Source organism: Clostridium sp. ZBS15, from assembly GCF_023845705.1.
In the GTDB taxonomy this organism is placed as follows: Bacteria; Bacillota; Clostridia; order Clostridiales; family Clostridiaceae; genus Clostridium; species Clostridium aquiflavi.
Genome location: NZ_JAMQHY010000002.1, coordinates 127,169 through 152,862, shown reverse-complemented (window position 1 = coordinate 152,862; position 25,694 = coordinate 127,169). Strand labels below are relative to the sequence as shown.

The 25,694-nt window shown below is 27.5% G+C and carries 26 protein-coding genes; 19 read left to right on the top strand and 7 right to left on the bottom strand.

Going from position 1 to position 25,694, the window contains the following annotated elements; all coding sequences use genetic code 11:
* Positions 1–22: 22 nt before the first annotated feature.
* Both NG904_RS01330 and NG904_RS01325 read left to right on the top strand, forming a co-directional pair.
* Positions 23–1,336 (top strand): bifunctional folylpolyglutamate synthase/dihydrofolate synthase, encoded by a 1,314-nt coding sequence (locus tag NG904_RS01330; protein WP_252229267.1) that lies wholly within the window; start codon positions 23–25, stop codon positions 1,334–1,336.
* A 47-nt stretch (positions 1,337–1,383) separates the two neighbouring features.
* On the top strand, positions 1,384–3,348 hold the full coding sequence (locus tag NG904_RS01325; RefSeq protein WP_252229265.1) for an HIRAN domain-containing protein: 1,965 nt from the start codon (positions 1,384–1,386) through the stop codon (positions 3,346–3,348).
* A gap of 41 nt (positions 3,349–3,389) precedes the next feature.
* Here NG904_RS01325 and NG904_RS01320 read toward each other — a convergent pair whose 3' ends face one another.
* Positions 3,390–3,638 carry a TIGR03905 family TSCPD domain-containing protein gene (locus NG904_RS01320; RefSeq protein WP_252229263.1) on the bottom strand — a complete coding sequence of 83 codons (249 nt, stop codon included), beginning with the start codon at positions 3,636–3,638 and terminating at the stop codon, positions 3,390–3,392.
* Between the two features lie 164 nt (positions 3,639–3,802).
* On the opposite strand from NG904_RS01320, the gene NG904_RS01315 reads away from it, so the two are divergent.
* Entirely contained in the window at positions 3,803–4,696 is an 894-nt protein-coding gene (locus NG904_RS01315; protein ID WP_252229261.1) for a YncE family protein, read from the top strand.
* On the opposite strand, the gene NG904_RS01310 is transcribed toward NG904_RS01315, so the two are convergent.
* Complete coding sequence (locus tag NG904_RS01310; protein WP_252213180.1) at positions 4,680–5,213, bottom strand: DUF4364 family protein; 534 nt, start codon at positions 5,211–5,213, stop codon at positions 4,680–4,682. The two genes, NG904_RS01315 and NG904_RS01310, sit on opposite strands and share 17 nt — an antisense overlap.
* Positions 5,214–5,341: 128 nt before the next feature.
* Here NG904_RS01310 and NG904_RS01305 point away from each other — a divergent pair, with 128 nt between their 5' ends.
* On the top strand, positions 5,342–6,103 hold the full coding sequence (locus NG904_RS01305) for a polysaccharide deacetylase family protein (protein WP_252213181.1): 762 nt from the start codon (positions 5,342–5,344) through the stop codon (positions 6,101–6,103).
* Between the two features lie 98 nt (positions 6,104–6,201).
* Positions 6,202–6,852: a single-stranded DNA-binding protein gene (locus NG904_RS01300; protein ID WP_252213182.1), complete on the top strand. Its 651-nt coding sequence runs from the start codon at positions 6,202–6,204 to the stop codon at positions 6,850–6,852.
* Positions 6,853–6,913: 61 nt separating this feature from the next.
* On the opposite strand, the gene dapD is transcribed toward NG904_RS01300, so the two are convergent.
* A complete protein-coding gene (gene dapD / locus NG904_RS01295) occupies positions 6,914–7,624 on the bottom strand; it encodes a 2,3,4,5-tetrahydropyridine-2,6-dicarboxylate N-acetyltransferase (protein ID WP_252213183.1) in 711 nt (236 codons plus the stop codon).
* 239 nt (positions 7,625–7,863) lie between these two features.
* Between dapD and NG904_RS01290 the strand changes: the two genes are divergently transcribed.
* From NG904_RS01290 to NG904_RS01260, 7 genes are all read left to right on the top strand, one after another.
* The gene (locus NG904_RS01290) at positions 7,864–9,003 is read left to right on the top strand and encodes a pyridoxal phosphate-dependent aminotransferase (protein WP_252229259.1); all 1,140 of its coding nucleotides are present in this window, start codon (positions 7,864–7,866) and stop codon (positions 9,001–9,003) included.
* A gap of 426 nt (positions 9,004–9,429) precedes the next feature.
* A complete protein-coding gene (locus tag NG904_RS01285) occupies positions 9,430–11,103 on the top strand; it encodes a peptide ABC transporter substrate-binding protein (RefSeq protein ID WP_252229258.1) in 1,674 nt (557 codons plus the stop codon).
* A gap of 553 nt (positions 11,104–11,656) precedes the next feature.
* A complete protein-coding gene (locus NG904_RS01280) occupies positions 11,657–12,583 on the top strand; it encodes an ABC transporter permease (protein ID WP_012424500.1) in 927 nt (308 codons plus the stop codon).
* Between the two features lie 20 nt (positions 12,584–12,603).
* Positions 12,604–13,548, top strand: coding sequence for an ABC transporter permease (locus tag NG904_RS01275; protein WP_252213186.1), 945 nt, complete (start codon positions 12,604–12,606; stop codon positions 13,546–13,548).
* A gap of 12 nt (positions 13,549–13,560) precedes the next feature.
* Entirely contained in the window at positions 13,561–14,571 is a 1,011-nt protein-coding gene (locus tag NG904_RS01270) for an ABC transporter ATP-binding protein (RefSeq protein WP_252213187.1), read from the top strand.
* Positions 14,571–15,551, top strand: a complete 981-nt coding sequence (locus NG904_RS01265) for an ABC transporter ATP-binding protein (RefSeq protein WP_252229256.1) — start codon at positions 14,571–14,573, stop codon at positions 15,549–15,551. The genes NG904_RS01270 and NG904_RS01265 overlap by 1 nt, the downstream gene beginning before the upstream one ends.
* 193 nt (positions 15,552–15,744) lie before the next feature.
* Positions 15,745–17,388, top strand: a complete 1,644-nt coding sequence (locus NG904_RS01260; RefSeq protein WP_252229254.1) for a peptide ABC transporter substrate-binding protein — start codon at positions 15,745–15,747, stop codon at positions 17,386–17,388.
* Between the two features lie 66 nt (positions 17,389–17,454).
* On the opposite strand, the gene dapB is transcribed toward NG904_RS01260, so the two are convergent.
* From dapB to NG904_RS01245, 3 genes are read right to left on the bottom strand one after another with little or no spacing between them, the layout of a single operon-like run.
* Positions 17,455–18,213, bottom strand: a complete 759-nt coding sequence (gene dapB / locus NG904_RS01255) for a 4-hydroxy-tetrahydrodipicolinate reductase (protein WP_252229252.1) — start codon at positions 18,211–18,213, stop codon at positions 17,455–17,457.
* 9 nt (positions 18,214–18,222) lie between these two features.
* Positions 18,223–19,101 carry a 4-hydroxy-tetrahydrodipicolinate synthase gene (dapA, locus tag NG904_RS01250; RefSeq protein WP_252229250.1) on the bottom strand — a complete coding sequence of 293 codons (879 nt, stop codon included), beginning with the start codon at positions 19,099–19,101 and terminating at the stop codon, positions 18,223–18,225.
* Positions 19,102–19,117: 16 nt separating this feature from the next.
* A complete protein-coding gene (locus NG904_RS01245) occupies positions 19,118–20,110 on the bottom strand; it encodes an aspartate-semialdehyde dehydrogenase (protein ID WP_252229248.1) in 993 nt (330 codons plus the stop codon).
* A 272-nt stretch (positions 20,111–20,382) separates the two neighbouring features.
* Here NG904_RS01245 and NG904_RS01240 point away from each other — a divergent pair, with 272 nt between their 5' ends.
* The 3 genes from NG904_RS01240 (at position 20,383) to hslO (ending at position 22,453) form a co-directional block, all read left to right on the top strand.
* Positions 20,383–20,652: an alpha/beta-type small acid-soluble spore protein gene (locus NG904_RS01240; RefSeq protein ID WP_252229246.1), complete on the top strand. Its 270-nt coding sequence runs from the start codon at positions 20,383–20,385 to the stop codon at positions 20,650–20,652.
* A gap of 161 nt (positions 20,653–20,813) precedes the next feature.
* Positions 20,814–21,551 carry a class I SAM-dependent DNA methyltransferase gene (locus tag NG904_RS01235; protein ID WP_252213196.1) on the top strand — a complete coding sequence of 246 codons (738 nt, stop codon included), beginning with the start codon at positions 20,814–20,816 and terminating at the stop codon, positions 21,549–21,551.
* Positions 21,552–21,568: 17 nt separating this feature from the next.
* Positions 21,569–22,453, top strand: coding sequence for an Hsp33 family molecular chaperone HslO (gene hslO / locus NG904_RS01230; RefSeq protein WP_252229244.1), 885 nt, complete (start codon positions 21,569–21,571; stop codon positions 22,451–22,453).
* A 167-nt stretch (positions 22,454–22,620) separates the two neighbouring features.
* On the opposite strand, the gene NG904_RS01225 is transcribed toward hslO, so the two are convergent.
* On the bottom strand, positions 22,621–23,325 hold the full coding sequence (locus NG904_RS01225) for a DUF6873 family GME fold protein (protein ID WP_252229242.1): 705 nt from the start codon (positions 23,323–23,325) through the stop codon (positions 22,621–22,623).
* A gap of 152 nt (positions 23,326–23,477) precedes the next feature.
* On the opposite strand from NG904_RS01225, the gene ytxC reads away from it, so the two are divergent.
* The 4 genes from ytxC (at position 23,478) to rplT (ending at position 25,671) form a co-directional block, all read left to right on the top strand.
* Positions 23,478–24,386 (top strand): putative sporulation protein YtxC, encoded by a 909-nt coding sequence (ytxC, locus tag NG904_RS01220; protein WP_252213201.1) that lies wholly within the window; start codon positions 23,478–23,480, stop codon positions 24,384–24,386.
* Between the two features lie 156 nt (positions 24,387–24,542).
* A complete protein-coding gene (infC, locus tag NG904_RS01215; RefSeq protein WP_252213202.1) occupies positions 24,543–25,064 on the top strand; it encodes a translation initiation factor IF-3 in 522 nt (173 codons plus the stop codon).
* A 21-nt stretch (positions 25,065–25,085) separates the two neighbouring features.
* Entirely contained in the window at positions 25,086–25,283 is a 198-nt protein-coding gene (gene rpmI / locus NG904_RS01210; RefSeq protein WP_003373773.1) for a 50S ribosomal protein L35, read from the top strand.
* 28 nt (positions 25,284–25,311) lie between these two features.
* On the top strand, positions 25,312–25,671 hold the full coding sequence (rplT, locus tag NG904_RS01205) for a 50S ribosomal protein L20 (protein WP_003369926.1): 360 nt from the start codon (positions 25,312–25,314) through the stop codon (positions 25,669–25,671).
* Positions 25,672–25,694: the final 23 nt, after the last annotated feature.

The following is a 25,694-nucleotide window of genomic DNA, read 5'->3' as shown; positions in this document are numbered from 1 at the left end:
CAGATAATTAAAGGGGAAGCAAATGAAAATGAATTATGAAGAAGCAATGAATTATATAAGTAGTGTAGGTAGGTTTGGATCTAATTATGGCTTAAAGAGAACTTATAGATTATTAGAGATATTAGGAAATCCTCAAAAAAAATTAAAATTAATTCATATAGCAGGAACTAATGGCAAGGGTTCTACAACTTCAATGATAACTTCAATTTTAATTGGCATGGGATATAAAGTTGGAATGTATACATCACCTTTTTTAGAAGAGTTTGAAGAAAGAATTCAAATTAATGGTGAAAATATACCTAAAGAGAAATTAACTTATTCAATTAATATAGTAAAAAAAGCTGTAGATAAAGTTATAGAAGAAGGATATGATCATCCAACTGAATTTGAAATTTTAACAACAGTTATGTACCTATACTATTATAATGAAAAAGTTGATTATGCTGTAATTGAAGTAGGACTTGGAGGCGAGTTAGACTCTACAAATGTAATAACTCCAATTGTTAGTGTCATTACATCAATTAGTTTTGATCATATGAATATTTTAGGGAATTCTTTATATGAAATTGCTATGCAAAAGGCTGGAATAATAAAGAAAGATATTCCAGTAGTAGTTTATCCTCAAAGTAATGAAGCTATGAAAGCGATAAAAGAAAAAGCTGAAATAGAAAAGAGTAAGGTTTATGAGATAGATAGTAAGAGTGGAACACTTTTAAAGATAACTTTTAATGAAAATTTATATCAAGAAGTTAAAATTAAGACTAGAAATAATTTATATGAAGTTAAATTACCATTAATGGGTGAACATCAAATTTTAAATTTAAGTGTGGCTTTAAATACAATAGAGGTATTATGTGAAAGAGAGGGATTAATAATTAATAAAGAGATAATGGAAAAATCTATTGAATCTGTAAAGTGGAAAGGTAGATTGGAAGTATTAAATAAAAATCCTTTAATTATAATTGATGGTGCTCATAATATAGAAGGCATAAAGATGCTAAGGAATAATATAGAAAAATACTTTAGATATAATAAGATTTATCTATTATTAGGAATTTTAGCAGATAAGCAAGTAGAAGATATGGTTAAAGAGATAACTAAAATAGCACATAAAATATATGCATTGACGCCTCATAGTGATAGAGCAGAACTGAATACAGAATTAAAAAGTGAGATATTAAAATATAATAAAAATACTATAGCTTTAGATAGTTATGAGCAAGCAATTAAGCAAGCATTGAACGAAGCAAAATCAGAAGATTTAATATTGATAAGTGGGTCATTATATATGATAGGGGATATGAGAAAAATAATAACACAAAAAATAAAGATATAGAAAAAGTTTTTATATGTTTTTTGTACTTAGAAGGGAATGAGAATTTAATGTTTGATTTTACTAATAAATGTGAAAAAACAACAATATATGAGGAATTAAATAAGTTTTATAGTAAAACCCCAGATTTACCATATAGTTATCAGGATTTTGAAATAACAGGATTAAGAGAGTTTAAGGTTTTATATAATAAAATAAAGCCATTAAAAAAAAATCAAAGAGTAAAATTAGCTAATGAGCTTATTGAGTTATTGGTAGATTATACAAAGGAAGATAAAGAAGAGATTTTTGAAAATATAAGAGGATATATGGCCCTTAATCCAATAAGTGATTATTATGAAGAATTTATAAAAAATTTTAGAGCATTTATAGAAGCTTTTATAGAATATAAAGAAGACTTAACTAATCTTTTGAAAAAATTAATACTAGAAAGTAATTCTCATGATGAAATAAAGCTTGGACTTATGATGTTATGTGTTCTAAAAATTGATGATATAGAGAAAGTATTGAAAGTATTATCAATCAATAATGAATATATTTTTTATGTAATACAAGTATATGAAACTATGAAAAATTCTAATGAAAGAGTATTTAATTTAGCTAAGCATTCTATAGGATATGGGAAAGCAATATGTATACATGAATTACAGCCTGTAAGTGATGAAATAATTGAATGGTTAATATTAGATGGATTAGAACAAAATTTTGGCTATTTGGAGTCATTAGAGTATACAATGTTATCAGTAAATCTTCTTAAGTTTTTAAAATCAGGGAGAATAAATAAAGATAATATTAAACTACTATCTAAGTCATTTGGTGAACTATTTTCAGAGTATACAATTAATAACATAGATAATGGTTTTAATGTATGCTTTGAATACTTTAAATTAGTTGATAAGTATGGATATGATATATATAGTTTATATGGGGTTATAAGTGGAATATATTCTATAGATACTTTTATATTTGAAGAATATGGTGATGATAGAGTCGATAGGATAACATCTTTAATACCACAGTATGAAAAACTTTCTAATTTTGCTGATGAAATATATATAAAAGATATTTGGAAAGATGTTATTTTAAAAGAGTTAAGTAATATAGATTTAGAAATTGAAGTTTTGATAGATGCAATGGAAAAAACCGAGTTTCAGATTTCTAACGAAGAATTTATAGGACTTATAGAAAGAGATCATATGAATCCAGCATTATATAGATATGGACTTGAAAAAGGAAATAAAGAATTAAAAGAATGTATATATAATATAGCATATGATAAACTTCCAATTATAAAAATTTTAAATAGAAATAAAGAAATTATAGATTTAGATGATCTTATAATTAAGCCAATGTATCATCTATGTTTCTATTTTTTAGTTAAGGGAATTAAATATAATGAATTTCCTGAAGAATATAAGAAAATAAATTTTGATGCTTTAAATGCTAGTTTGGTAGAAACTCGTAATAAAGCTATTAACAATCTTATGTTAATTAAAAATGAGTTTTCAGATGATGATAAAAAAATAATAGAACAGCAATTAATGGAAGAAACTTTAAAAAAATCATTAACATCTTTATTAGACAATTTGCCTAATAAAAAGAAAGAATATTTAGAATTAAATAAAGAGGAAATAATACCTCATGTTAAGGATATATATGTTATGTCAACATATATTGCAGATACTAAATATAGAGATTTAAGTGTTATAGATAATAATTACTTAGAAGATCAAATACTATATTTAATTAGAGAAAAAGATAGTAAATATGATGAAAATGCTATAAATATAGTTACAGGTAAGGGGTATGTATTAGGATATGTACCTAAATCGGATAGTTTAATGTTGAAAAATATGATTGATAATGGAAAATATTTTTATGGAGTAATTGAAAAGATAAGTGAAAATTTTGATAGAATTGATATTATGATTTATATGAGTTATAAAGATGTTATAGACGAAGTAACCAACACAATATCATTATTATATAATAAGAACGGAAAGTATTTACAATAGAAAAAAGGTGTATCGAATTTTTTACGATACACCTTTTCTTTTTAACAACTTACTTTCCATTCTATTAAGGCCTTAGCTAATTGATCAGGGCAAGAAGTTTCTTTAATTCCGCATTTAATTCCTCTTAATTTTTTAATTGCCATATCAACATCCATATTTTTAACTAATGCACCAATACCTAAAAGATTTCCTGCACAGCCACCAATGAAATTTACAGATTGTATTTTATTATCTTCAATTTCAATATTTATAGTAGTGGAACAAACACCTTGAGTTTTATATGAAAACATATTAACTTTCACTCTCCTTATTATTAATAAAAATAAACTAATGTTTTTATTATAGTAGTATTTTGTCAAGAAATAAAGATATTAGAAAAAAATAGTAGTACCATTAATATCTTTTGAGAATATATTATAAATACAAGAATGATTATCCAAGGGGGGAGAAAGAGATGAAAAAATCAATTATTATATGTAATACAGGATCAAATACATTAAGTAAAATTGATGTTGAAAATTTAGGGATTGAAACTTTGAATTTATCTCTAGAAGGGAAAGAGATAGGACCTCATGGATTGTCATTATACGATAAAAAAATCTTAGTAGCCAACAATTATAGTAATACTATATCATTAATAGATGCAGATAAATTTAAAGAAGAAGAAAATATATATATAGGAGCACATCCAAATGATTTAGCAATTTACAATAATAAGCTATATGTCTTATGCGGTGAAGCAAATTCTCTTATAATATATGACTTATTTAAAAGAGATATTGATTTAGAACTACCAATGGGAGTATTTCCTCATAGTATAGTATTTTTTCATGAAAAAAATAGAGCATTTATAAGTAATATGGGTGATGACACTATATCAATAATTGATTGTATTGAAAATAAAGAGATAAAAAGAATAAAGTGTAATAAATATCCGACTAAAATAGTCATATCTAATAACAGAAAGCATTTATATATATGTGAAAGTTATATAGGTTATGCTACAAGCGGAAGTATATCTATAATATCCTTAGAAGACTTATCTTTAAAAGCAACTATAAAAGTAGGGAATGGTCCAGTTGATTTTTGGGAAGAAGAAGGATATATTTATGTTTCTAATTTTGTAGAAGGATCCATTAGTGTTATTAATGTAAATAAATTAAAAGAAGAAAGTAAAATATTTATTTCAGGTATGCCAAGAGGAATTATTAAAGTTAATGAAAAAATTTTTGTTGGAGATTATCTAAATGGAAAATTGAAGGTTATTGATTTAAAAGGTAGGATGATAAAAAACATAGCAATAGGAAAAGAACCTAATGCTATGCTTTTAGTTAAGAATCTTCACTAAATAACATATTTATTATATTATTATAAATATTTGATGGATTATCTTTCCATTTATTGCAAAGGAGAATAGCTTGTTTTTTCGTTGGAACTGTTAGTTTTAATTCCATAAGCACACCTTCATTTTCTATAGCTTTTAGGTGTACTAAAAAATTATCATTATTATCAAGTGTATAATCACTATGTATAGTAAGCTCTTTTTTTATAAGTTCTAATTTTTCTGTTATATATTGTTGTACAATTGAAATCTTTGAAGGGGATATTCTATCTTTAAATAAAGTTAGAACAGTATCTCCTTTTTTTGTTAAGCATAATAATTTCTTATCATTATTCTCTTTGTAAACAACAAAATCAGCACTTTCTAATTCAGATAAATATTGTTGAAGTGTGAAGTAATTAATAAAATTATTTTGAAGTACTATTTCTGTTAACTGAGTATTAGATATCGGGTCTTTTATTGCTTTTAATACATAGAGTATTAATAATTTATTCTCCGCTAATTCTGCTGAACTTTCGTACATAAACTAAACCCCCATGATCGTTTAAATAATATATATATTATATCATAAAATATGATTTATTGAATATAGTTAATATTAATAATAATTAAGTAGAATGAAAAATTATAAAATATAAGGAGAGTTTAGGGATGAAATGGAGAAAAACACGGATATTTTTGGATTTAATTTTAATAATTATAGTAATTTTCATATCAATAGAGTCTAATAAAAATGTAAATGCTATTTGTGTAAATCTATATGAACATCCTATATATTCTGTTGATATAGAAGAAAAAGCAATTAGTCTAACTTTTGATATAAATTGGGCGGAAAAGGATAATCTTCAAAGCATATTACAAATATTAAATAAATACAATGTAAAAGGAACATTTTTTATAATGGGGGGATGGGTTGATTATAGTAGTGAAAACGTTGAAAAGTTAAAGAAAATTAAAGAAGGGGGGCATGAAATAGGTAATCATAGTTATAAACATCCTGATTTTGCAAAGATAAGTGAATTAAAAATAGAAGAACAGCTTAAAAAGACAGATGAAACTATAGAAAATAACATAGGAGAAAAAACTAAACTTTTTAGGTTTCCTAGTGGGTCATACAATAAACAAGCAATTCAAAAAGTAAAAAGTTTAGGGTATATTCCAATTCAATGGAATGCGGATTCTGTTGATTGGAAAGAATTAGGACAAGAAAGTGAGTATAATAGAGTTATGAAAGGGGTAGCGCCAGGAGCAATAGTACTTTTTCATAATAATGCAAAATATACTCCAAACAATTTGGAGAGAATTATAAAAGAGTTAAAAACTCAAGGATATGAATTTAAAACAGTAGGAAATCTAATATATTCTGATGAATATTATATAGACGAAAATGGTATTCAGCACAAAAATAAATAATAAAGATTGAAAATAAACCAGGATTTGTATTATAATGGTAATAAGTGCTAGTGGGAGTACTGTTTACCAAATTATTAACAGTAGAGAGAGGGGTAACAATGGATAATTTAATGTTAAATAACAAGATTTATCTAGAAGGTAAAATAGCATCTGGATTAGAATATAGCCATGAAATGTATGGGGAGGGTTTTTATACTTTTAATTTAGATGTTATGAGATTAAGTGATTCGGTTGATAGGTTAAATATAACTATATCAGAAAGATTAATTGCAAATATTGATTTAAGTATTGGAACAGAAGTTATTGTTGATGGTCAATTAAGATCATACAATAAATTTATAGATGGATCTAATAAACTTATACTTACTGTTTTTGCAAGAAATATAGAGCCATGTTTAGAAAGAAGTAAAAACCCAAATGAAATATTCTTAGATGGTTATATTTGCAAAGAACCAGTTTACAGAACAACACCTTTTGGCCGAGAAATTGCAGATGTATTACTTGCTGTAAATAGAGCATATAATAAATCTGATTATATTCCAACAATTGCATGGGGAAGAAACTCAAGATTTTGTCAAAGCTTAAATGTTGGAGATAATATAAGAGTATGGGGTAGAGTTCAAAGCAGAGAGTATCAAAAGAAAGTTTCTGATACTGAAACTATAAAGAAAATTGCTTATGAAGTATCTATATCAAAAATGGAAAAAGTAGAGGGTGACAATTCTTCAAACGAAGAAGGAGCAGTTTAAAATAATTAATATATAAATAAAAAGGGGATTTCTTAAATTAGAAATCCTCTTTTTATATGTATTATTTTCTTAAATCCTCTAATAATTGAGTTTTACCTTTTGTTTTATCATCAACTGATTTAATTATTTTTGCAGGAGAACCAGCAACAACAACGCCTTCAGGAACATCTTCTGCAACAACAGAACCAGCTGCAACAACAGAACCAGCACCAATTTTAACTCCTTCTAAAATAACAGAGTTAGCACCAATTAAAACATTGTCTCCTATTGTACAAGGCTCTTTACTTGGTGGTTCTAGGACACCAGCAACAACAGCGCCAGCACCAAGATGGACATTTTTACCTAGCTTACCACGAGCACCAATTACAGCGTTCATATCTACCATAGTACCATCACCTATCTCAGCACCAATGTTTATTACGGCACCCATCATTACTACAGCATTTTTTCCTATAGTTACTTTATCTCTAATAATAGCACCAGGCTCTATTCTAGCTTCCACTTCAAGTAAATCAAGCATAGGAATTGCGGAGTTTCTTCTATCATTTTCTAATCTAAAATGTTTTATAAGATGTTTATTATCTAATATGATTTTTGCTACTAAATCAGATTCTCCTATTAATATGTAAAAGCCATTTGCTCCATACCATTCAATATCATCCATTAAAGCATTGCTTAAATCTCCATTAACATATACTTTAACAGGAGTAGATTTTTTTGATTCTTTAATAAATCTAGCAATTTCATAAGGATCTGTTAAATTATAAGACAAGTATATCACCCTTTCATTAATTACAATTACTTTAATTATAATAAAAAAACAAGATAAATGAAAGAGAAACATTGAAAATAGAAAAGTTTGAATACTATTATTTAATAATGTAGAATGATTTATAAGAAAATAATAGATATACTATGTTATAGTATCAATATTTTAATAAATAATAATGTTAATATCAATGTTCATTTAAAACAGATCATAAAATAAAAGTAAAAAAAAGGAGAATAATGATGAATAATAGGGTAGAAAAAATACAAATTTCGGGAATAAGAAGATTTTATGAAAAAGTTCAAAAAGTTGAAGGTGCAATATCTTTAACAATAGGGCAACCGGATTTTAATGTTCCAATTGATATAAAAAAGGCAATGATAACTGCAATAGAAGAAGATAAAACTACATATACTTCTAATTCTGGTATTGAATCTTTAAGAGTGGAAATAAGCAAGTATTTAAAGAAGTTTAATATTAATTATAATAAGGAAGAAATATGTATAACAGTTGGTGGTAGCGAAGGGTTATATTCAGTATTATCTGCAGTTATTAATGAAGGTGATAAAATATTAATACCATCTCCTGCATATCCAGCTTATGAAAGCATATCTAATATAATAGGAGCTGATGTAGTAAATTATTCTTTAAATGATGATTTTACATTAAATATAGATGAAATTAAAAAAAATATAAAAGAACAAAATATTAAATACTTATTAATCTCATTTCCATCTAATCCCACTGGAGCAATACTATCTAAAGAAAACAGAGATGAATTAATAAAACTTATAAAAGAAACTAATATTACTGTAATAACAGATGAAATGTATTCAGCTATAATATTTGATGAATATTATTCTGTTGCTCAAGATGATGAAATATTAGAACAAGTTATATATGTAAGTGGATTTTCAAAAATATTTTCAATGACAGGACTTAGAATAGGATATTTTGCATGCAAAAGTGAATTTATGAAAGAAATAATAAAAGTACATCAATATGCTGTTTCTTGTGCTCCATCTATAGTACAATGGGGTGCTTTAGAAGGATTAAAAAAATCACTTGATGATGTAGAGAGGATGAGGAAATCTTTTGAACTAAGAAAAAAATATTGTATTAAAAGATTAAATGATATGGGGATAGAAGTTGTTGAACCTAAAGGAGCATTTTATATATTTCCATCAATTAAGAAATTTAATATGACATCAGAAGAATTCTGTACTAGACTTTTAAATGAAGAAAAGTTAGCTTGTGTTCCAGGAACGGCTTTTGGAAAATTAGGTGAAGGATATATGAGAATATCTTATTGCTATAGTAATGAAATTTTGTCACAAGCTTTTGACAGATTAGAAAAGTTTATAAAAAAGTTGTCTAAATGATTATCAACTATAGAATTTTTATGTTTATCGATAAGAAGAATAAATCTTAGTTTTATATATAGTTACTTATATATTTTGCTTGTAATTAAAAGCTTTAATAGAAATTGAAAAAATAGTTAAAAATATTCTAACGTCAAATATTCATTTAAAATATTTGACGTTTTTTCAAAATATACTAAATTATCAAAAAAAACTAAAAGAAATATCAAATATAAGTAAAAAAAAAATTAACAATATGATTTATTAATAAATTCGTATTATTAATGTGTTAATTAATAGCCTTGAAAAGAGAGTATTGTTTGACAAAAACATAAAATATTATATAATTTAATAAATATTAATAAATAAAAATTAAAAAATGATATTAGTGTGTTGCAATAAGTACGCTATTATGTCGTTTATAAAAATAAGGGGGATAATATAATTATGAAAAAGAACAAACTTAAAAAGTTATTTGCTGTAACTTTAGCTTTAACTTTAGGGATATCAGTTTTGGCAGGTTGTGGCAAATCATCTACGAATACAGCAAAAGCAGATGAACAAGTTATGACTTATAACTTGAATGCAGATCCTAAAACTTTAGACCCAGCATTAAATAATTCACTTGATGGGGGAATAATGCTAGTAAATACATTTGAAGGTCTATGTAAATTAGATGAAAATAATAAAGCTATTCCAGGAGTGGCAGAAAAATGGGATGTTTCAGATGATGGAACAGTATATACATTTCATTTAAGAGATAGTAAATGGTCAAATGGGGAACCTGTTACAGCTCAAGACTTTGAATATGCATGGAAGAGAGTATTAAATCCAAAGACAGCAGCTCTATATGCATATCAAATGAGCTATTTAAAAAATTCTGATGAATTTAATCAAAATAAAGATCTTAATAAAGATGGAAAAATATCAACAGCAGATGATGTTGGTGTTAAAGCTATTGACGATAAAACATTGCAAGTAACTTTACATGAGGCATGTCCGTACTTTTTAGAGTTAACATCATTTCCATGTTACTTCCCAGTTAATAAAGCATTAGTTGAATCAAATCCAACTTGGGCAAATACGGCTGAAACATATGTATCAAATGGTCCTTTTAAAATGACTAAATATGCTATAAAAGATGAAATAGTATTAGAAAAGAATGAAAATTATTATGATACAAAGGACGTTAAACTTGACAAGCTTAATGTGAAATTAGTTACAGAAGAAACTTCTGCTTGGGCAAGTTATCAATCAGGTGAGTTTGATATGGTAGATATTGTTCCATTATCTGAGGTTCAAACTGCTGTTCAAGATGGTAGTGCTAAAATATTTGAACAATTAGGAACTTATTTCTATTGTATCAATGTGTCTGAAAAAGCTAAAACTGTAAATCCAGAAGCAGCAAAAGCATTATCAGACGCAAAGGTAAGAAAAGCTTTAGCGTTAGCCATAGATAGACCTTCATTAGTTAAAAATGTAACTAAAGGAGAACAAATACCAGCTTATAGTTTTGTACCAGAAGGTATTTTAGATAAAGATGGAAAAGATTTTGCAAGTAAAGAGTATTTCAAACCAGAAGGTAATGTTGAAGAAGCTAAAAAATTATTAGCTGAAGCAGGATATCCAAATGGTGAAGGATTCCCAGCGATAGTATTGACATTTAATCCAGAAAAAGGAAATGGAACTACTGCTCAAGCTGTACAAGATATGTGGAAAAATAATTTAGGTATAAATGTAGAGCTTCAAAGTCAAGAATGGAAAGTATTCCAAACAACTAGAGATAATAAAGATTATTTAATTGCTAGACATGGATGGGTTGGAGACTATGTTGATCCTATGACATTCTTAGAAATGTGGATTAGTACTTCAGGACAAAATAATGCTGGATACAATAATCCTAAATACGATGAATTAATAAAGTCATCAAAGACAGAAAAAGATTCTGCTAAGAGATTAGAAATATTACATCAAGCAGAAAATATATTAATGGAAGATATGCCAATAATTCCAGTTTATTATGAAACTCAACCAAAGGGTGTAAAAGACTATGTGAAAGATGTTAGAGTTTCACCATTAGGATTTATATATTTTGATAAAGCTTATATAGACGGAAAGTAGTTTTATTATTGAAATTGCTTCAAATGTATATGGATTCTAATCTATATACATTCTGAAGCAATTTTTAATTCTTTAGGAGATTATAAAAATCTTAAATATAAAGATATCGTACATAATTTTTATTTGTTTATATATATTTGAGAAAAATAGTAGTTTATTATTTAACAATGTCGTTTTTATATAATTGCAATCTATTTTATTTTATATAATATCAATATTTTTAATGGAAATTAATTAGCAAAAAGCAATATTATTAACGATATATCAGTGAAAAACTATATATATTAATATAAAAATAAAAAAACAAGAAAATAAAATTACATTAATAAAAAAATATGTAAAAAAATATGTAATCAACATTTAAAAATACAAGTGTTTTTGAACGAAATACAGGCTTAGAGGAGGATAGAATATATGGAAAATATATATTAAATTATTAATTAATCAATAGAAATGGTTCTAATTTATTGACAAAAATTAATATTATTATATAATTATTAAATAAATTGATATGATTATAAATATCGAATTTTGTAAAAAGGGAGAGGGAAAAATGCTAAAATACATTGGAAAAAGATTATTAGCAAGTATATTAACAATATGGGTTGTCATAACTTTAACATTCTTCCTTATGAGACTTATGCCAGGTGGGCCTTTTGATAGTGAAAAATTAACACCTGAAATTAAAGCTAATATGGAAGCAAAATATGGAATGGACAAACCATTAGGAGAGCAATATGCATTGTATATGAAAAACCTAGTTAAAGGGGATCTTGGTGAATCAATGGTATTTAAAGGAAGAAGAGTATCAGAAACAATATCATATTCATTCCCAGCATCTGCAAAAATTGGTTTAGTGAGTGTGGCTTCATCAGTTCTTGTAGGAGTAGGATTAGGGATAGTAGCAGCATTAAAAAAAGGTACATGGGCAGATTCACTTATCATGCTCTTAGTTACTTTAGGAATTACTATACCAAGTTTTGTAATAGGAGCTGTATTAATTTATTTCTTAACTGTTGAGCTTAGATTATTACCAGCAACAGGATTTAGTAGTTGGAAGCACTATATAATGCCAGTAATAGCATTATCACTAGGATCAATGGCTTTTATTACAAGACTTACAAGAAACAAATTATTGGATGTGTTAAAATCTGATTATATAAGAACAGCAAAAGCTAAAGGATTAAGTAAAAGAAAAGTTATATTAAAACATGCACTTAGAAATTCATTAATACCAATAGTAACTTATGTTGGACCATTAATAGCAAGTATTTTAACTGGTAGTTTCGTTGTAGAAAAAATATTTGCAATTCCTGGATTAGGTAATGAATTTGTTCAATCAGTTACAAATAGAGATTACACTATGTTACTTGGAGTTACAGTATTTTTTTGTACTTTACTTATAATGTTCAACTTTATAGTTGATATTATGTATGTAGTAATTGATCCAAGAATAAAATTAGAAGATGCAGAAGTTTAGTAGGGAGGAGAAAAAAAGTTATGGAACAAGAAGTTAATTTAGAAAAGGACTTATTTACTCCTCTAACTGAAGAAGAAAAAAAGATAGAGGTTATTGTAAGACCAAGTATTGGTTATTGGAAAGACGCATGGAACAGACTTAAGAAGAATAAAATGGCTATAATATCTTTAATTGGAATAATAATTATTACAGCAGCAGCAATTTTAGTTCCTATGACATCACAATATACTTATGATTCAAATTCTTTATCTGCTGTTAATTTAAAACCATCAGCAGAACATTGGTTTGGAACAGATCAATTAGGTAGAGATATATTTGTAAGAGTATTTTTTGGTGCTAGATATTCATTAATGATAGGTGTAGCAGCAGCATTTATTAATTTATTTATAGGTGTATTATATGGTGGTATAGCAGGATTTTGCGGTGGAAAAATAGATAATTTAATGATGAGAATCGTTGATGTATTATATTCAATCCCATTAATAATATATGTAATCATTTTAATGACTATATTAAATAAACCAGGAAGTGGTGGTAGTGGTCTTTCAACTATTATATTAGCACTTTCAATATCTTATTGGATTGGAATGGCAAGAATAGTAAGAGGAGATGTTTTACAATTAAAACAACAAGAATTTGTTCTTGCAGCAAAAGCTTTAGGAGCATCTAATACTAGAATACTTATAAGACATTTAATACCAAACTGTATTGGATCAATAATGGTTACATTGACTTTGCTTATACCACAAGCGATATTTACAGAAGCATTTTTAAGCTTCATAGGATTAGGACTTGTTCCTCCTAAAGCATCTTTAGGAACTTTAGCTAATGAAGCAATGAAAGCAATATATCAATATCCTTATCAATTGCTATTCCCAGCATTAGCAATTTGCTTAATAATATTAGCATTTAATCTTTTCGGAGATGGATTAAGTGAAGCACTAGATCCTAAGAATAAGAGATAGGAGGAAGATATAATGGAAAGACTATTAGAAGTAAAAGATTTAAAAACTTCCTTTAAAACTAATGTAGGAGAAGTGCATGCAGTAAGAGGTGTTTCTTTTTACTTAGATAAAGGAGAAGCTTTAGGTATAGTTGGAGAATCAGGTTGTGGTAAAAGTGTTACTATGATGTCAATTATGAGATTACTTGCTGACAATGGAAAATTAGCAGGTGGAGAAATTGAATTTGATGGTAAAGATTTATCAAACATAAAAGAATCAGAAATGGAAAGTATAAGAGGAAATGATATTGGAATGATATTCCAAGATCCTATGACATCATTAAATCCTGTTTATACTATAGGAGATCAATTAACAGAACCATTAATGAAACATACTGGTATGAGTAGATCAGAAGCTAAACAAGAAGCTATAAAAATGCTTAAATTAGTAGGAATACCGAGCCCAGAAAAAAGAATAAAACAATATCCACATGAATTTTCAGGTGGTATGAGACAAAGAGCTATGATTGCAATGAGTTTAATTTGTGAACCAAAACTTATAATTGCTGATGAACCAACAACAGCATTAGATGTTACAATTCAAGCACAAATTTTAGATTTAATGAAGGAGTTAAAAGAAAAACTTAATACTTCTATTATATTAATTACTCATGATTTAGGAGTTGTTGCTGATCTTTGTTCAAGAATTAATGTAATGTATGGTGGAATTGTAGTTGAAACAGGTACTACAGAAGATATATTTTATAGAGGAAAACATCCTTATACTTGGGGTCTTTTACGAAGTGTACCAAATCCTAAGGAAAACTCTAAGGAAAAACTTAGACCAATTGAAGGACAACCACCAGATTTATTAAAACCACCAGTAGGATGTCCTTTTGCAGCTAGATGTGAATATGCAATGAAGGTTTGTCTTCAAAAACAACCTCCACAATTTGAAATAGGAGAAAATCATAAGGTATCATGCTGGCTATGCCATGAAAATGCTCCTAAAGTAGAGTCACCTATAAAGAGGAGGGAAGAATAATGGAAAAAGATAAAGAAGTAATTTTAGAAGTAAAAGATTTATGTAAATACTTCCCTGCTAGCAAAGGTTTATTCAGAGGAAAAAGTTATGTTAAAGCTGTTGATAGAGTTTCTTTTACAATAAATAAAGGGGAAACTTTAGGACTAGTAGGAGAATCAGGTTGTGGTAAAACAACTACAGGAAGAACAATATTAAAATTATACAATCCAACAGCAGGAAAGATAATTTTTAAAGGAAAAGATATTACTGATTACTCAGTAAAAGATATGATATCTTTAAGAAAAGATATGCAAATGATTTTCCAAGATCCATATGCATCATTAGATCCAAGAATGACAGTAGGGGATATTATAGGAGAAGCTATTGATATTCATGGATTATATAAAGGTGAAGAAAGAACTAATAGAATAAGAAGTCTTTTAACTAAAGTAGGTCTTGCTAGTGATCATATAAACAGATATCCACATGAATTTTCAGGTGGACAAAGGCAAAGAATAGGTATTGCTAGAGCATTGGCAGTTCAACCATCTTTAATTATATGTGATGAACCAATATCTGCACTTGATGTTTCAATTCAGGCTCAAGTTATAAATATGCTTGAAGAGCTTCAAGAAGAGTTAGGATTAACTTATCTTTTTATAGCACATGACCTTTCAATGGTTAAACATATATCAACTCATATTGGAGTTATGTATTTAGGTAGAATGGTTGAAAAAGGAGAAAGTAATGCAGTATACTCGGAGTCAATGCATCCATATACTCAAGCACTTCTTTCAGCAGTGCCAATACCTGACCCTGATGAAGCTAAGAATAATCAAAGAATAATATTAGAAGGAGATATACCATCTCCAATTGATCCACCTCCAGGATGTAGATTCCAAGGTAGATGTAGATATGCTAAACCAATTTGTAGTGAAATTGATCCTGAATTAAAAGAAGTTAAACCAGGACATTTTGTAGCATGTCATTTATATGATTAATAAATATCTTTAATTAGATAGTTATAATAAAATAGGATTATAAGTTTTCAGGTGAAGTTAAAAAGCTTCATCTGAAACTTAAAGTCCTTATCTAGGGTGCTGCAATCGTTATCTTTTTGCTTATTATGGAAATAAATAATGATTGTTAGTTTGCAAGATAAATTTGACAGAATTGTTAAGGGGGAAATTTTTAATGAAAACTAGTAAAATTAAAAAGTTGTGTGCAATAACATTGGCATTAACTTTAGGTTTTTCAACTTTAGTAGGCTGTGGCGGAGGAGCTAGTAATGATGCAAATGCTCAAGTTATGACTTATAACTTAAATGCAGATCCTAAAACTTTAGATCCAGCATTAAGTGAAGCTGTAGATAGTGGAACTATTATAGTTAATGCATTTGAAGGATTGTACAAATTAGATGAGAATAACAAGGCTATTCCTGGAATTGCCGACGGTTATGATGTCAAGGATGGAACAGTATATACTTTTCACTTAAGAGATGGTGTTAAATGGTCTAATGGTGAACCACTTACAGCACAAGATTTTGAATATTCTTGGAAAAGAGTGCTAAATCCAGAAACAGCTTCAGCATATGCATTCCAAATGCTATATATTAAAGGCGCAGAAGCTTACAATAAAGGAAAGGGAAGCGCAGAAGAAGTTGGGATTAAAGCAATTGATGATAAGACTTTAGAAGTAACATTAGCTGCTCCATGTTCATACTTTTTAGAATTAACAGCATTCCCTACTTATGCACCAGTAAATAAGGCCATAGTTGAAGCTAATAAAGATAGCTGGGCACTTAATGCTGAAACATATGTTTCAAATGGACCTTTTAAGATGACTAAATATGCAATGAAAGATGAAATTGTATTAGAAAAGAATGAAAATTATTATGATGCTGGAAATATAAAACTTGATAAATTAAATGTGAAATTAGTTACTGAAGATACATCTTCTTGGGCTAGTTTTAAAACAGGAGATTTTGATATGGTAGATATTGTACCAACAGCAGAAGTAGAAGGAGCCTTAGCAGATGGAAGTGCAAAAGGTTTTCCAATTTTAGCAACAGGATTTTATGTTATAAATGTTTCAGATTCAGTAAAATCAATAGATCCAAATGCTGCAAAGGCACTGCAAGATAAGAGAGTTAGAAAAGCTTTAAATCTTGCTATAGATAGAACTTCAATAGTTAAAAATATACAAAAAGTAGGATCTCCAGCAACTGGATTTATACCAGTAGGAATTAAAAATCCAGATGGATCAGATTTTGCAAGCAAAGAATATTTTAAAGCAGAAGGTAATGTAGAAGAAGCTAAGAAATTATTAGCAGAAGCTGGATATCCAAATGGTGAAGGTTTCCCTAATCTTGTAATGCTTATAAATCAAACTAATCCAAATGGTGATATTGCTCAAGCTATGCAAGACATGTGGAAGACTAATTTAGGAATTAATGTTGAACTTCAAAGTCAAGAATGGAAAGTATTCCAAACTACAAGAAATGCAAAACAATATGAACTTGGTTTCCATTCATGGAGTGGTGATTATGTAGATCCAATGACATTCTTAGATATGTGGGAAAGTACATCAGGACAAAACTGTGCAGGATATAATAATCCAGAATACGATAAGTTGATAAGAGATGCAAAAGTTGAACAAGATCAAACTAAGAGATTTGAAATGTTACACAAAGCAGAAGATATGTTAATGGAAGATATGTTTGTAATACCTTTAAATTATCAAGTTAAAGCTAAAGGTATAAAAGACTATGTAAAAGGTGTTAATGTTACACCACTAGGATTCATATACTTTGATAAGGCATATGTAGAAGGAAAATAAAATTTAAATAAAAAAGAGGAGATTTTCTAAAATCTCCTCTTTTTTTGAATTTAAATATCCAAAAAATTATTTAGTTATACCTATAACATCATCCATAGTGTATAAACCTGGATTTGATATATTACCCATGTATTCACAAGCTTTTAAAGCTCCGATAGCAAATACTTCTCTAGAAATCGCTTTATGAGATAATTCTATTACCTCTCCAACTCCAGCAAAGATTACATCGTGATCTCCAACTATAGAGCCACCTCTAATAGCATGAATTCCTATTTCATTCTCTTCTCTTTTAGATGCTCCAGAACGTCCATAAACGAATTTTGTTTCATCATTTATAGATTCCTTTATTGTATCTGCAAGTAAAACTGCAGTACCACTAGGAGAATCTACCTTTTGATTATGATGTTTTTCTATGATTTCAATATCATAATTACCATAAAGAAGAGGTGTTACTTTTCTTAATAGAGAATTTATTAAATTTATTCCAAGAGACATATTAGCAGAACGGAATAATGGAAGAGTTTTACTCTTTTCCTCTATTAAAGTTAAATCTTCATTAGAAAATCCAGTTGAACAGATTACTAAAGGTTTCTTAGTTTTTTCAGTTAGATTTAATAATCCTTTTAAAGCACCAGCTCTTGAGAAATCTAATAGTACATCATAATCTAGATCTAAGTCTTCAGGCGTTTCAAATATAGGATAAGATGTTTCATGAGGGAACTTATCTATACCAGCAATAATTTTTAAATTATTAAATTTGCTAGCACATTCAGTTATGACTTTACCCATTTTGCCACAGCAACCGTTTAATACTATTTTTATCATTTAATCACCTTATATTAATTTATTTTCCTTTAAAATAGTCTTTAATGTTTCTAAATTACTATCTTCCATTTCGCATAGTGGAAGTCTTAAAGAGCCAACTTCAAATCCCATAAGATTCATAGCTGTTTTTACAGGAATAGGATTTGTTTCTATAAATAAAGCATTTGTTAATTTCAATCTGTTTAATTGAATGTCTAAAGCTTCATTAAATTTTCCTTCTAAACACTTTTTGGTAAGTGTGTGAACTTCATTTGGTATAACATTAGCTAAAACTGATATAACGCCTTTGCCTCCAAGAGACATTATTGGAACTATTTGATCATCATTACCAGAATAAATATCTATTTTATCTTTACATAATGATTTCATTTCCATAATTTGGCTTATATTACCGCTTGCTTCTTTTATAGCAACTACATTATTTAACTCTGCTATTTGTACTAAAGATTTAGGTGTTATATTTACACCAGTTCTACTTGGTACATTATAAAGAATTATAGGAGTATTTACAGAATCATTTACTGCCTTAAAATGCTTAAATAATCCTTTTTGAGAAGTTTTATTGTAATAAGGAGTAATTACAAGTATAGCATCAACTCCAACACTTTCAGCATATTTACTCATTTCAATAGCAGAAACAGTGTTGTTTGAACCAGTACCAGCAATTACTGGTATCCTTTTATTTATTGTATCAACTGCAAATTTGATCACAGCTTTTTTTTCGTTTTCTGTCATAGTAGTTGCTTCACCAGTAGTTCCACAAATAATTATAGAATCTGTTCCTTCTTTAACGTGCCATTCTAATAAATCCTGTAATTTATCATAATCTATTCCGTTATCATTAAAAGGAGTAACAAGTGCTACACCAGAACCTTCAAATACTGACATTAAAATTCCTCCATTTTTAATTGTTAGATTGGATAATTATTTCAGCAATTTGAATAGCATTAAGAGCTGCTCCTTTTCTTATATTGTCTCCAACAACCCATAGGTTTAAGCCATTATCAATACTAAAGTCCCTTCTGATTCTACCAACATAAACATCATCTTTTCCTGATACCATAAGAGGGGTAGGATATTTTAATTCTCTTACATCATCATATACAGTTACACCATTAGTGTTTCTAAATAATTCAAAAATATCTTCCACTTCAAATGGAGAATTTAATTCTACATTTATACTTTCACTATGCCCATTTAATACAGGAACTCTAGCTGTAGTAGCTGTTATTCTTAAATCAGGACAATTAAGTATTTTTCTTGTTTCATTAATCATTTTTTCTTCTTCTTTAGTGTACCCATTATCTAAAAAGACATCTATATGAGGTAAAACATTACCTGCTATAGGATAAGGGAATTTTTTTGGTGCAATTCCTTTAACGCCATCTTCTAAGTCTTTTATGGCTTGAATTCCGGCACCTGATACGGCTTGATAAGTTGAATATACTATTCTTTTGATTCCATATTTATCATTTAATGCTTTCACTATAGGCATAGCCTGTATAGTAGAGCAGTTTGGATTAGCAATTATTCCTTTATGAAGTTTTATATCTTCAGGATTTACCTCTGGTACTATTAAAGGTACCTCAGGGTCCATTCTCCAAGCACTACTATTATCAATCACTACAGCTCCATATGAAGCAAATATAGGTGCAAATTCTTTACTAGCATCTCCACCTGCTGAAAAAAGTGCATAGTCTATTTTTTTACTTTTTATATTTTTTTCACATGTTTCTTCAACAATAAAATCCTTTCCTTTAAACTTTAAAGTTTTTCCTTCGGATCTTTTAGATGCAAAAAGATATAAATTTTTTACTGGAAAATCTCTTTCTTCTAGAATTTCTAAAAATTTTCTTCCTACATTTCCAGTAGCCCCAACTATTGCGACATTATACACATTAATCCCTCCTAATTATTTTTATAAGTATAATTTATTTTAAAAAATTATCTAATATACAAATACTATAGTTAAATATAATGAAAATATCAAGTACATGTATAAAATAAGTGAAAATTTTTCATATAATAGCTATGTTTTATACATACTAATAGTATATTCAGAACATATTATTAGTGAATAATGATATAAAACAAATTAAGAAAATAATATACACTTTATTAGATATTATATAGTCTTAATAATTTGTTTTTTGAAAGGAGTGCATAACTGTGAGTGGTACACCATTAAAAAAAATAATAAAATCCAAAATAAAATCTAATAAAGAACTTACTGAAGCAGAAAAAATGAGGGAAAAATTAAAATATGAAATTGCAGAAGAACTTGGATTAAGTGATAAAGTTGATAAAGAAGGTTGGGGTGGACTTTCTGCAGAAGAGACAGGGCGAATAGGAGGCATGATGACTAAAAGGAAGAAGATACTTAATATGCCAACTAATAATCAAATATTACAAAATCTAAATTATAATAAGAAAATATAATTTAAAGTATAAAATCTATATGGCTATAGTCTAATATTTATATGTAGTAAAGGAAATATATATGTAATGTGATTATATTGTATTAAAGTTGACGAATTACTTATTAAGATATAATATAATTGTTGGAAATATATATGATATTTTAAGGATGGGTAATATTTATGGCTTATGGCGAATTTGCAAATATTTATGATAAGTTAATATATGAAGATATAAATTACGACTTAGTAGGCAATAGAATTATAGAACTATGTAAAGAAAATAATATAAAATATGAAGACTACTTAGATTTAGCATGTGGGACAGGTAATGTATCAATAAATGTAGCTACATATTTTAAAAATACATATGCTGTTGATTTGTCAGATGATATGTTAAATATAGCATTTGATAAATTCAAAAAAAATAAAATTAAAGCAAAAATAATATGTCAAGATATGTGTGAGCTATCATTAAATCATAAATTTGATTTAATAACATCTGTTCTTGACTCTACAAATTATTTAACAGAATATGATGAGTTAATAAGTTATTTTAATAGAGTACATGAACATTTAAAAGATGACGGAATATTTATATTCGATATAAATTCTTATTACAAATTATCAACTATATTAGGTAATAATATTTATACATATAATTCAGATGATGTATTTTATACATGGGAAAACGTATTTGAAGAAGAAGTACTTAATATGTTTTTAACTTTTTTTGTTAAAAGTAAAGAAGAATTATACGAGAAATTTGAAGAGCAACACATAGAAAGAGCTTATAAAGAGGTTGAATTAGAAAAAGCTTTAAAAGACTGTGGTTTTAAATTAGTAGGTAAGTTCGATAGTTACAGTAATAAATCTGTATTTAAAGAAAGTGAAAGAATAGTTTATGTTGTAAGTAAATAATGGAGGGCGATATTTATATGAAAGATAAAATAGTTAGAGCAACGGCTAAAAATGGGATGGTTAGAATAATAGGAGGAATCACTACAAACTTAGTTGATGAGGGTAGTAAGATTCACGAATGTACTCCAGTTGCAGCAGCAGCGTTAGGAAGAATGCTTACTGCAGGAACTTTAATGGGAACTACATTAAAAAGTGAAAAAGAGTCTTTAACTTTAAAGATAAATGGTGGAGGAGAAGCAAAAGGAATAACAGTTACTGCACATAATGATGCAAGTGTGAAGGGTTTTATAGGGAATCCATATGTTACTAGGGAATTAAACGCTAAAGGAAAGTTAGATGTTGGTGGTGCTATAGGTAAGGATGGACTTTTATATGTAATTAAAGACTTAGGTTTAAAAGAACCATATGTAGGTCAAGTTCCAATATATAGTGGGGAAATAGCAGAAGACTTTGCTTATTATTTTACAGTATCTGAACAAACACCATCAGCAGTATCTTTAGGAGTGCTAGTGGATAAAGATATATCTATAAAAGCAGCAGGAGGATTTATAGTTCAAATGATGCCTGATGCAGATGAACTTTTAGCTGATTTAGTAACATATAGATTAGAAGAGATACCACCTATAACTACACTTATAGCAGAAGGAAAAAGTATAGAAGAAATATTAGAATTTATATTTGAGGGCATGGATTTAAATATACTAGATTCTATTGAACCTAAATATAGATGTGATTGTTCAAGAGATAAAGTAGAGAAAGCATTAGCATCTATAGGTAAGAAAGAGTTGCAAGAAATATATGATGATGGTAAAAATGAAGAAATAGTATGTAATTTTTGTAACACTAAATATGCATTTACAACTAAAGATATTGGTGAGTTATTAAATTCTACAAAAAAATAATAGTAAAATTTACAATTAAATTATAATCTTAAGCAGTAAGTAATAAAAATGTACTTTGACTTTTAAGTTAAAGTACATTTTTTATATTAGAAAAATATTAATATAGGAACAGAAAAAAAATAAAATCATATTATTAATAGTGGATGTGATAAATTTACAAATTAGGTTTAAAGCACAAGTAAGCTACCTCTATCTATTAATTTACCTTTTCTTAAATAAATAGGAGAAACATCATATTTATATAAAAACTTATTCACTTCATTTCCCCACGTATAATGACTTAATTCACCAAAGAAAGCTATCTTATTATCAGAAATTAGCCCTCCAGTACCTCCAATAAATCCATAATTTAAATTTGGAAGAAGTATATCACCCGGAGGAAGCAAAAGGACATCAAAATCATAATTTATTAGTGTGGAATAAATTCCTACATCACTTGTTATAAGTGCTTTGTTTCTAACAGGTAGTACAGAGCATTTTGTATATCCTTGAGATACATTGATATTTAACTTAGATGATTGAGAATTTAAGAGAGTATTGTCACTATATTTTAAGTTGTGAATAAAATAATCATCTAAAATTAAAGAATTTAAAATAATATCTTTAGGGTATGTATTAGACAAGTTAGAATTTGAAAGAATATATTTTATATTCTTACTATCCAATAGTTTTATAAATTCTAAAGGGATATCTTTATGAATAATAATTTGATTTTCAGAAGAATTTTTTAAGATATTCATTTGAATATCAGGATGACCATTTATTGCTTCATATACATTATTAGATTTAGGAACTAAAATGGGTTCAATATTAAGTTTTTGTAAATTATTAATTTCTTCTTTTGTTGATCTGTAGTCAATAAAACAATACATAGAAATACTCCTTTAATATAGTAATTTATAATAAGAAACTACTACAATATTAAAAAAAAAACAATAGGATATGAAAATCTAAAATTTAGTATTTTTATAAGTATAAGAGCTTTAAGTTTATTACATACTAATGTAAGAAGGGAGTGAAATCCATGCTTGTTTTGAAATTAGCTTATAATGATGAATTAGATTTTGTTGGTGAATTACAAGATCTAAGAGAATTGCTAAAGAAAAAAAATATAATAATAGGATTAGTAGAAAGCATAGAAGATAAGACTCATATTATAAAAATTATTTGTGAAGAAGAACATTATAATGAAAAGGTAAAAGATATTATTAATTTATATGTAAGTAATATTTTATATAAAGTTGTTATTGAAAATTATAGACAAAAAGAAATGTTTGAATTTTTAACAGAAAATTATTTTTTCTTAAAACAAGATGAAATATTAGAAATAGAAGATGATATTGTTAAAGTATTAGAATGTGAAAGTGGATTAAAAGATGGTAACTCTATTTATTATTTAAATAAGATGAACGGAATTATTGAAGAGATAAAAGATTGCATAAAAGAAAAGCAAGAAATTAATATAAATGGATTCATAACATTTAGAATGAAGAAACTTAGAGGAGATATAGAAAAAATAATACAAAAAGTAGTTGAAAATTATATTGTTGAAAAGGAGTATAAGGAATTTGTTAAGTTATTAAAGTATTTTGTTGATATACAAGATTGCAAGATAGAACTGATAGATATATCTATAGAAGAAAATGGTAACTATATAGTAACTGATAATTATGGAACAGATTTATTAAAAACATTTAAGGAAGAATTCTCGGATTGTAAGAAAATGAGCGATGTTAGTACAGAAGATATATTAATAAGTGGATTAATTACAAACACTCCTAAAAAAATAATAATTCATAATAAAGAGAATTCTATTAATAGAGAATTTTTAGATACTATTAACAATGTGTTTGAAGAGAGGGTCGAATATTGCACAGGGTGCATGAAATGTGAAAATAAAAAAATAATAATAAAAAGTATTGACACATTATGAAATGCTTGATATAATTTAGTTCGTAAAGAAGAAACATAGCCGTTTCTCACCATACAGTTGTGAAGTACTAGTGTGGTTATATCTCTAGATTTTATCAATAGTGATAGTGTAAGACGGCTTATGGCCGTCTTTTATTATGTATAAAATTCCTCGGAGGTGAAAAGTATTAGTAAAGATTATTTTATTAATGAAGAGATAAGACAAAAAGAATTAAGAGTAGTTGCAAATGATGGAGAACAATTAGGTGTAATTTCGTCAAGAGAAGCTATGAGAATAGCAGAAGAACAAGAGTTAGATTTAGTTATGATTTCACCAAATGCAAACCCTCCAGTGTGTAAAATAATGGACTTTGGTAAGTTCATATATGAACAATCTAAAAAAGAAAAAGAAGCTAAGAAGAAACAAAAGGTTGTAAGTGTTAAAGAAGTAAGAGTAAGTCTTACAATAGAAGAACATGACATTGCTATAAAAGCAAAGAATGCCAGAAAATTCTTATTAGACGGAGATAAAGTTAAAATCACTGTTAGATTTAGAGGTAGAGAGATGGAATTGACTCATATTGGAGCAAGAATTCTTGATAACTTCGCAAAGAAATTGGAAGATGTCTGCCAAATAGAAAAGCATCCAAAAAAAGAAGGCAGAAACATGACAATGGTTTTAGGCCCTAAAAAGGGATAACTTGAGAGGAGGATTTTATTTATGCCAAAAATGAAAAGCCACAGAGGTGCAGCAAAGAGATTTAAGAAAACAGGTACAGGAAAGCTTAAGAGAGCGAAAGCATTCAAAAGCCATATATTAACAAAGAAGAGTCCTAAAACTAAGAGAAATCTTAGAAAAGGTGGATACGTATCAAAATCAGAAGAAAAAGTAATGAAAAAATTATTACCATATCTATAATTTGAAGAGGTTACAGGAGGTTTAAAGCATGGCAAGAGTAAAGAGAGCAAAAAACGCTCGTAAGAATCATAAAAAGGTTTTAAAACTTGCAAAAGGATACTACGGTGGAAAGAGTAAGTTATTTAAAACAGCTAACGAATCAGTAATTAGAGCATTAAGAAATTCTTATGTTGGAAGAAAGAATAAAAAGAGAGATTACAGAAGATTATGGATTGCTAGAATAAATGCAGCAACAAGAATCAATGGTCTTTCATATTCAAAATTCATGAACGGAATTAAATTAGCTGGTATCGATATAAACAGAAAAATGTTATCAGAAATCGCTATAAATGATGCAAAAGCATTTGCTGATTTAGTAGAAGTAGCTAAAAAACAATTAAACGCTTAATAAAATGCGACTTAGGTCGCATT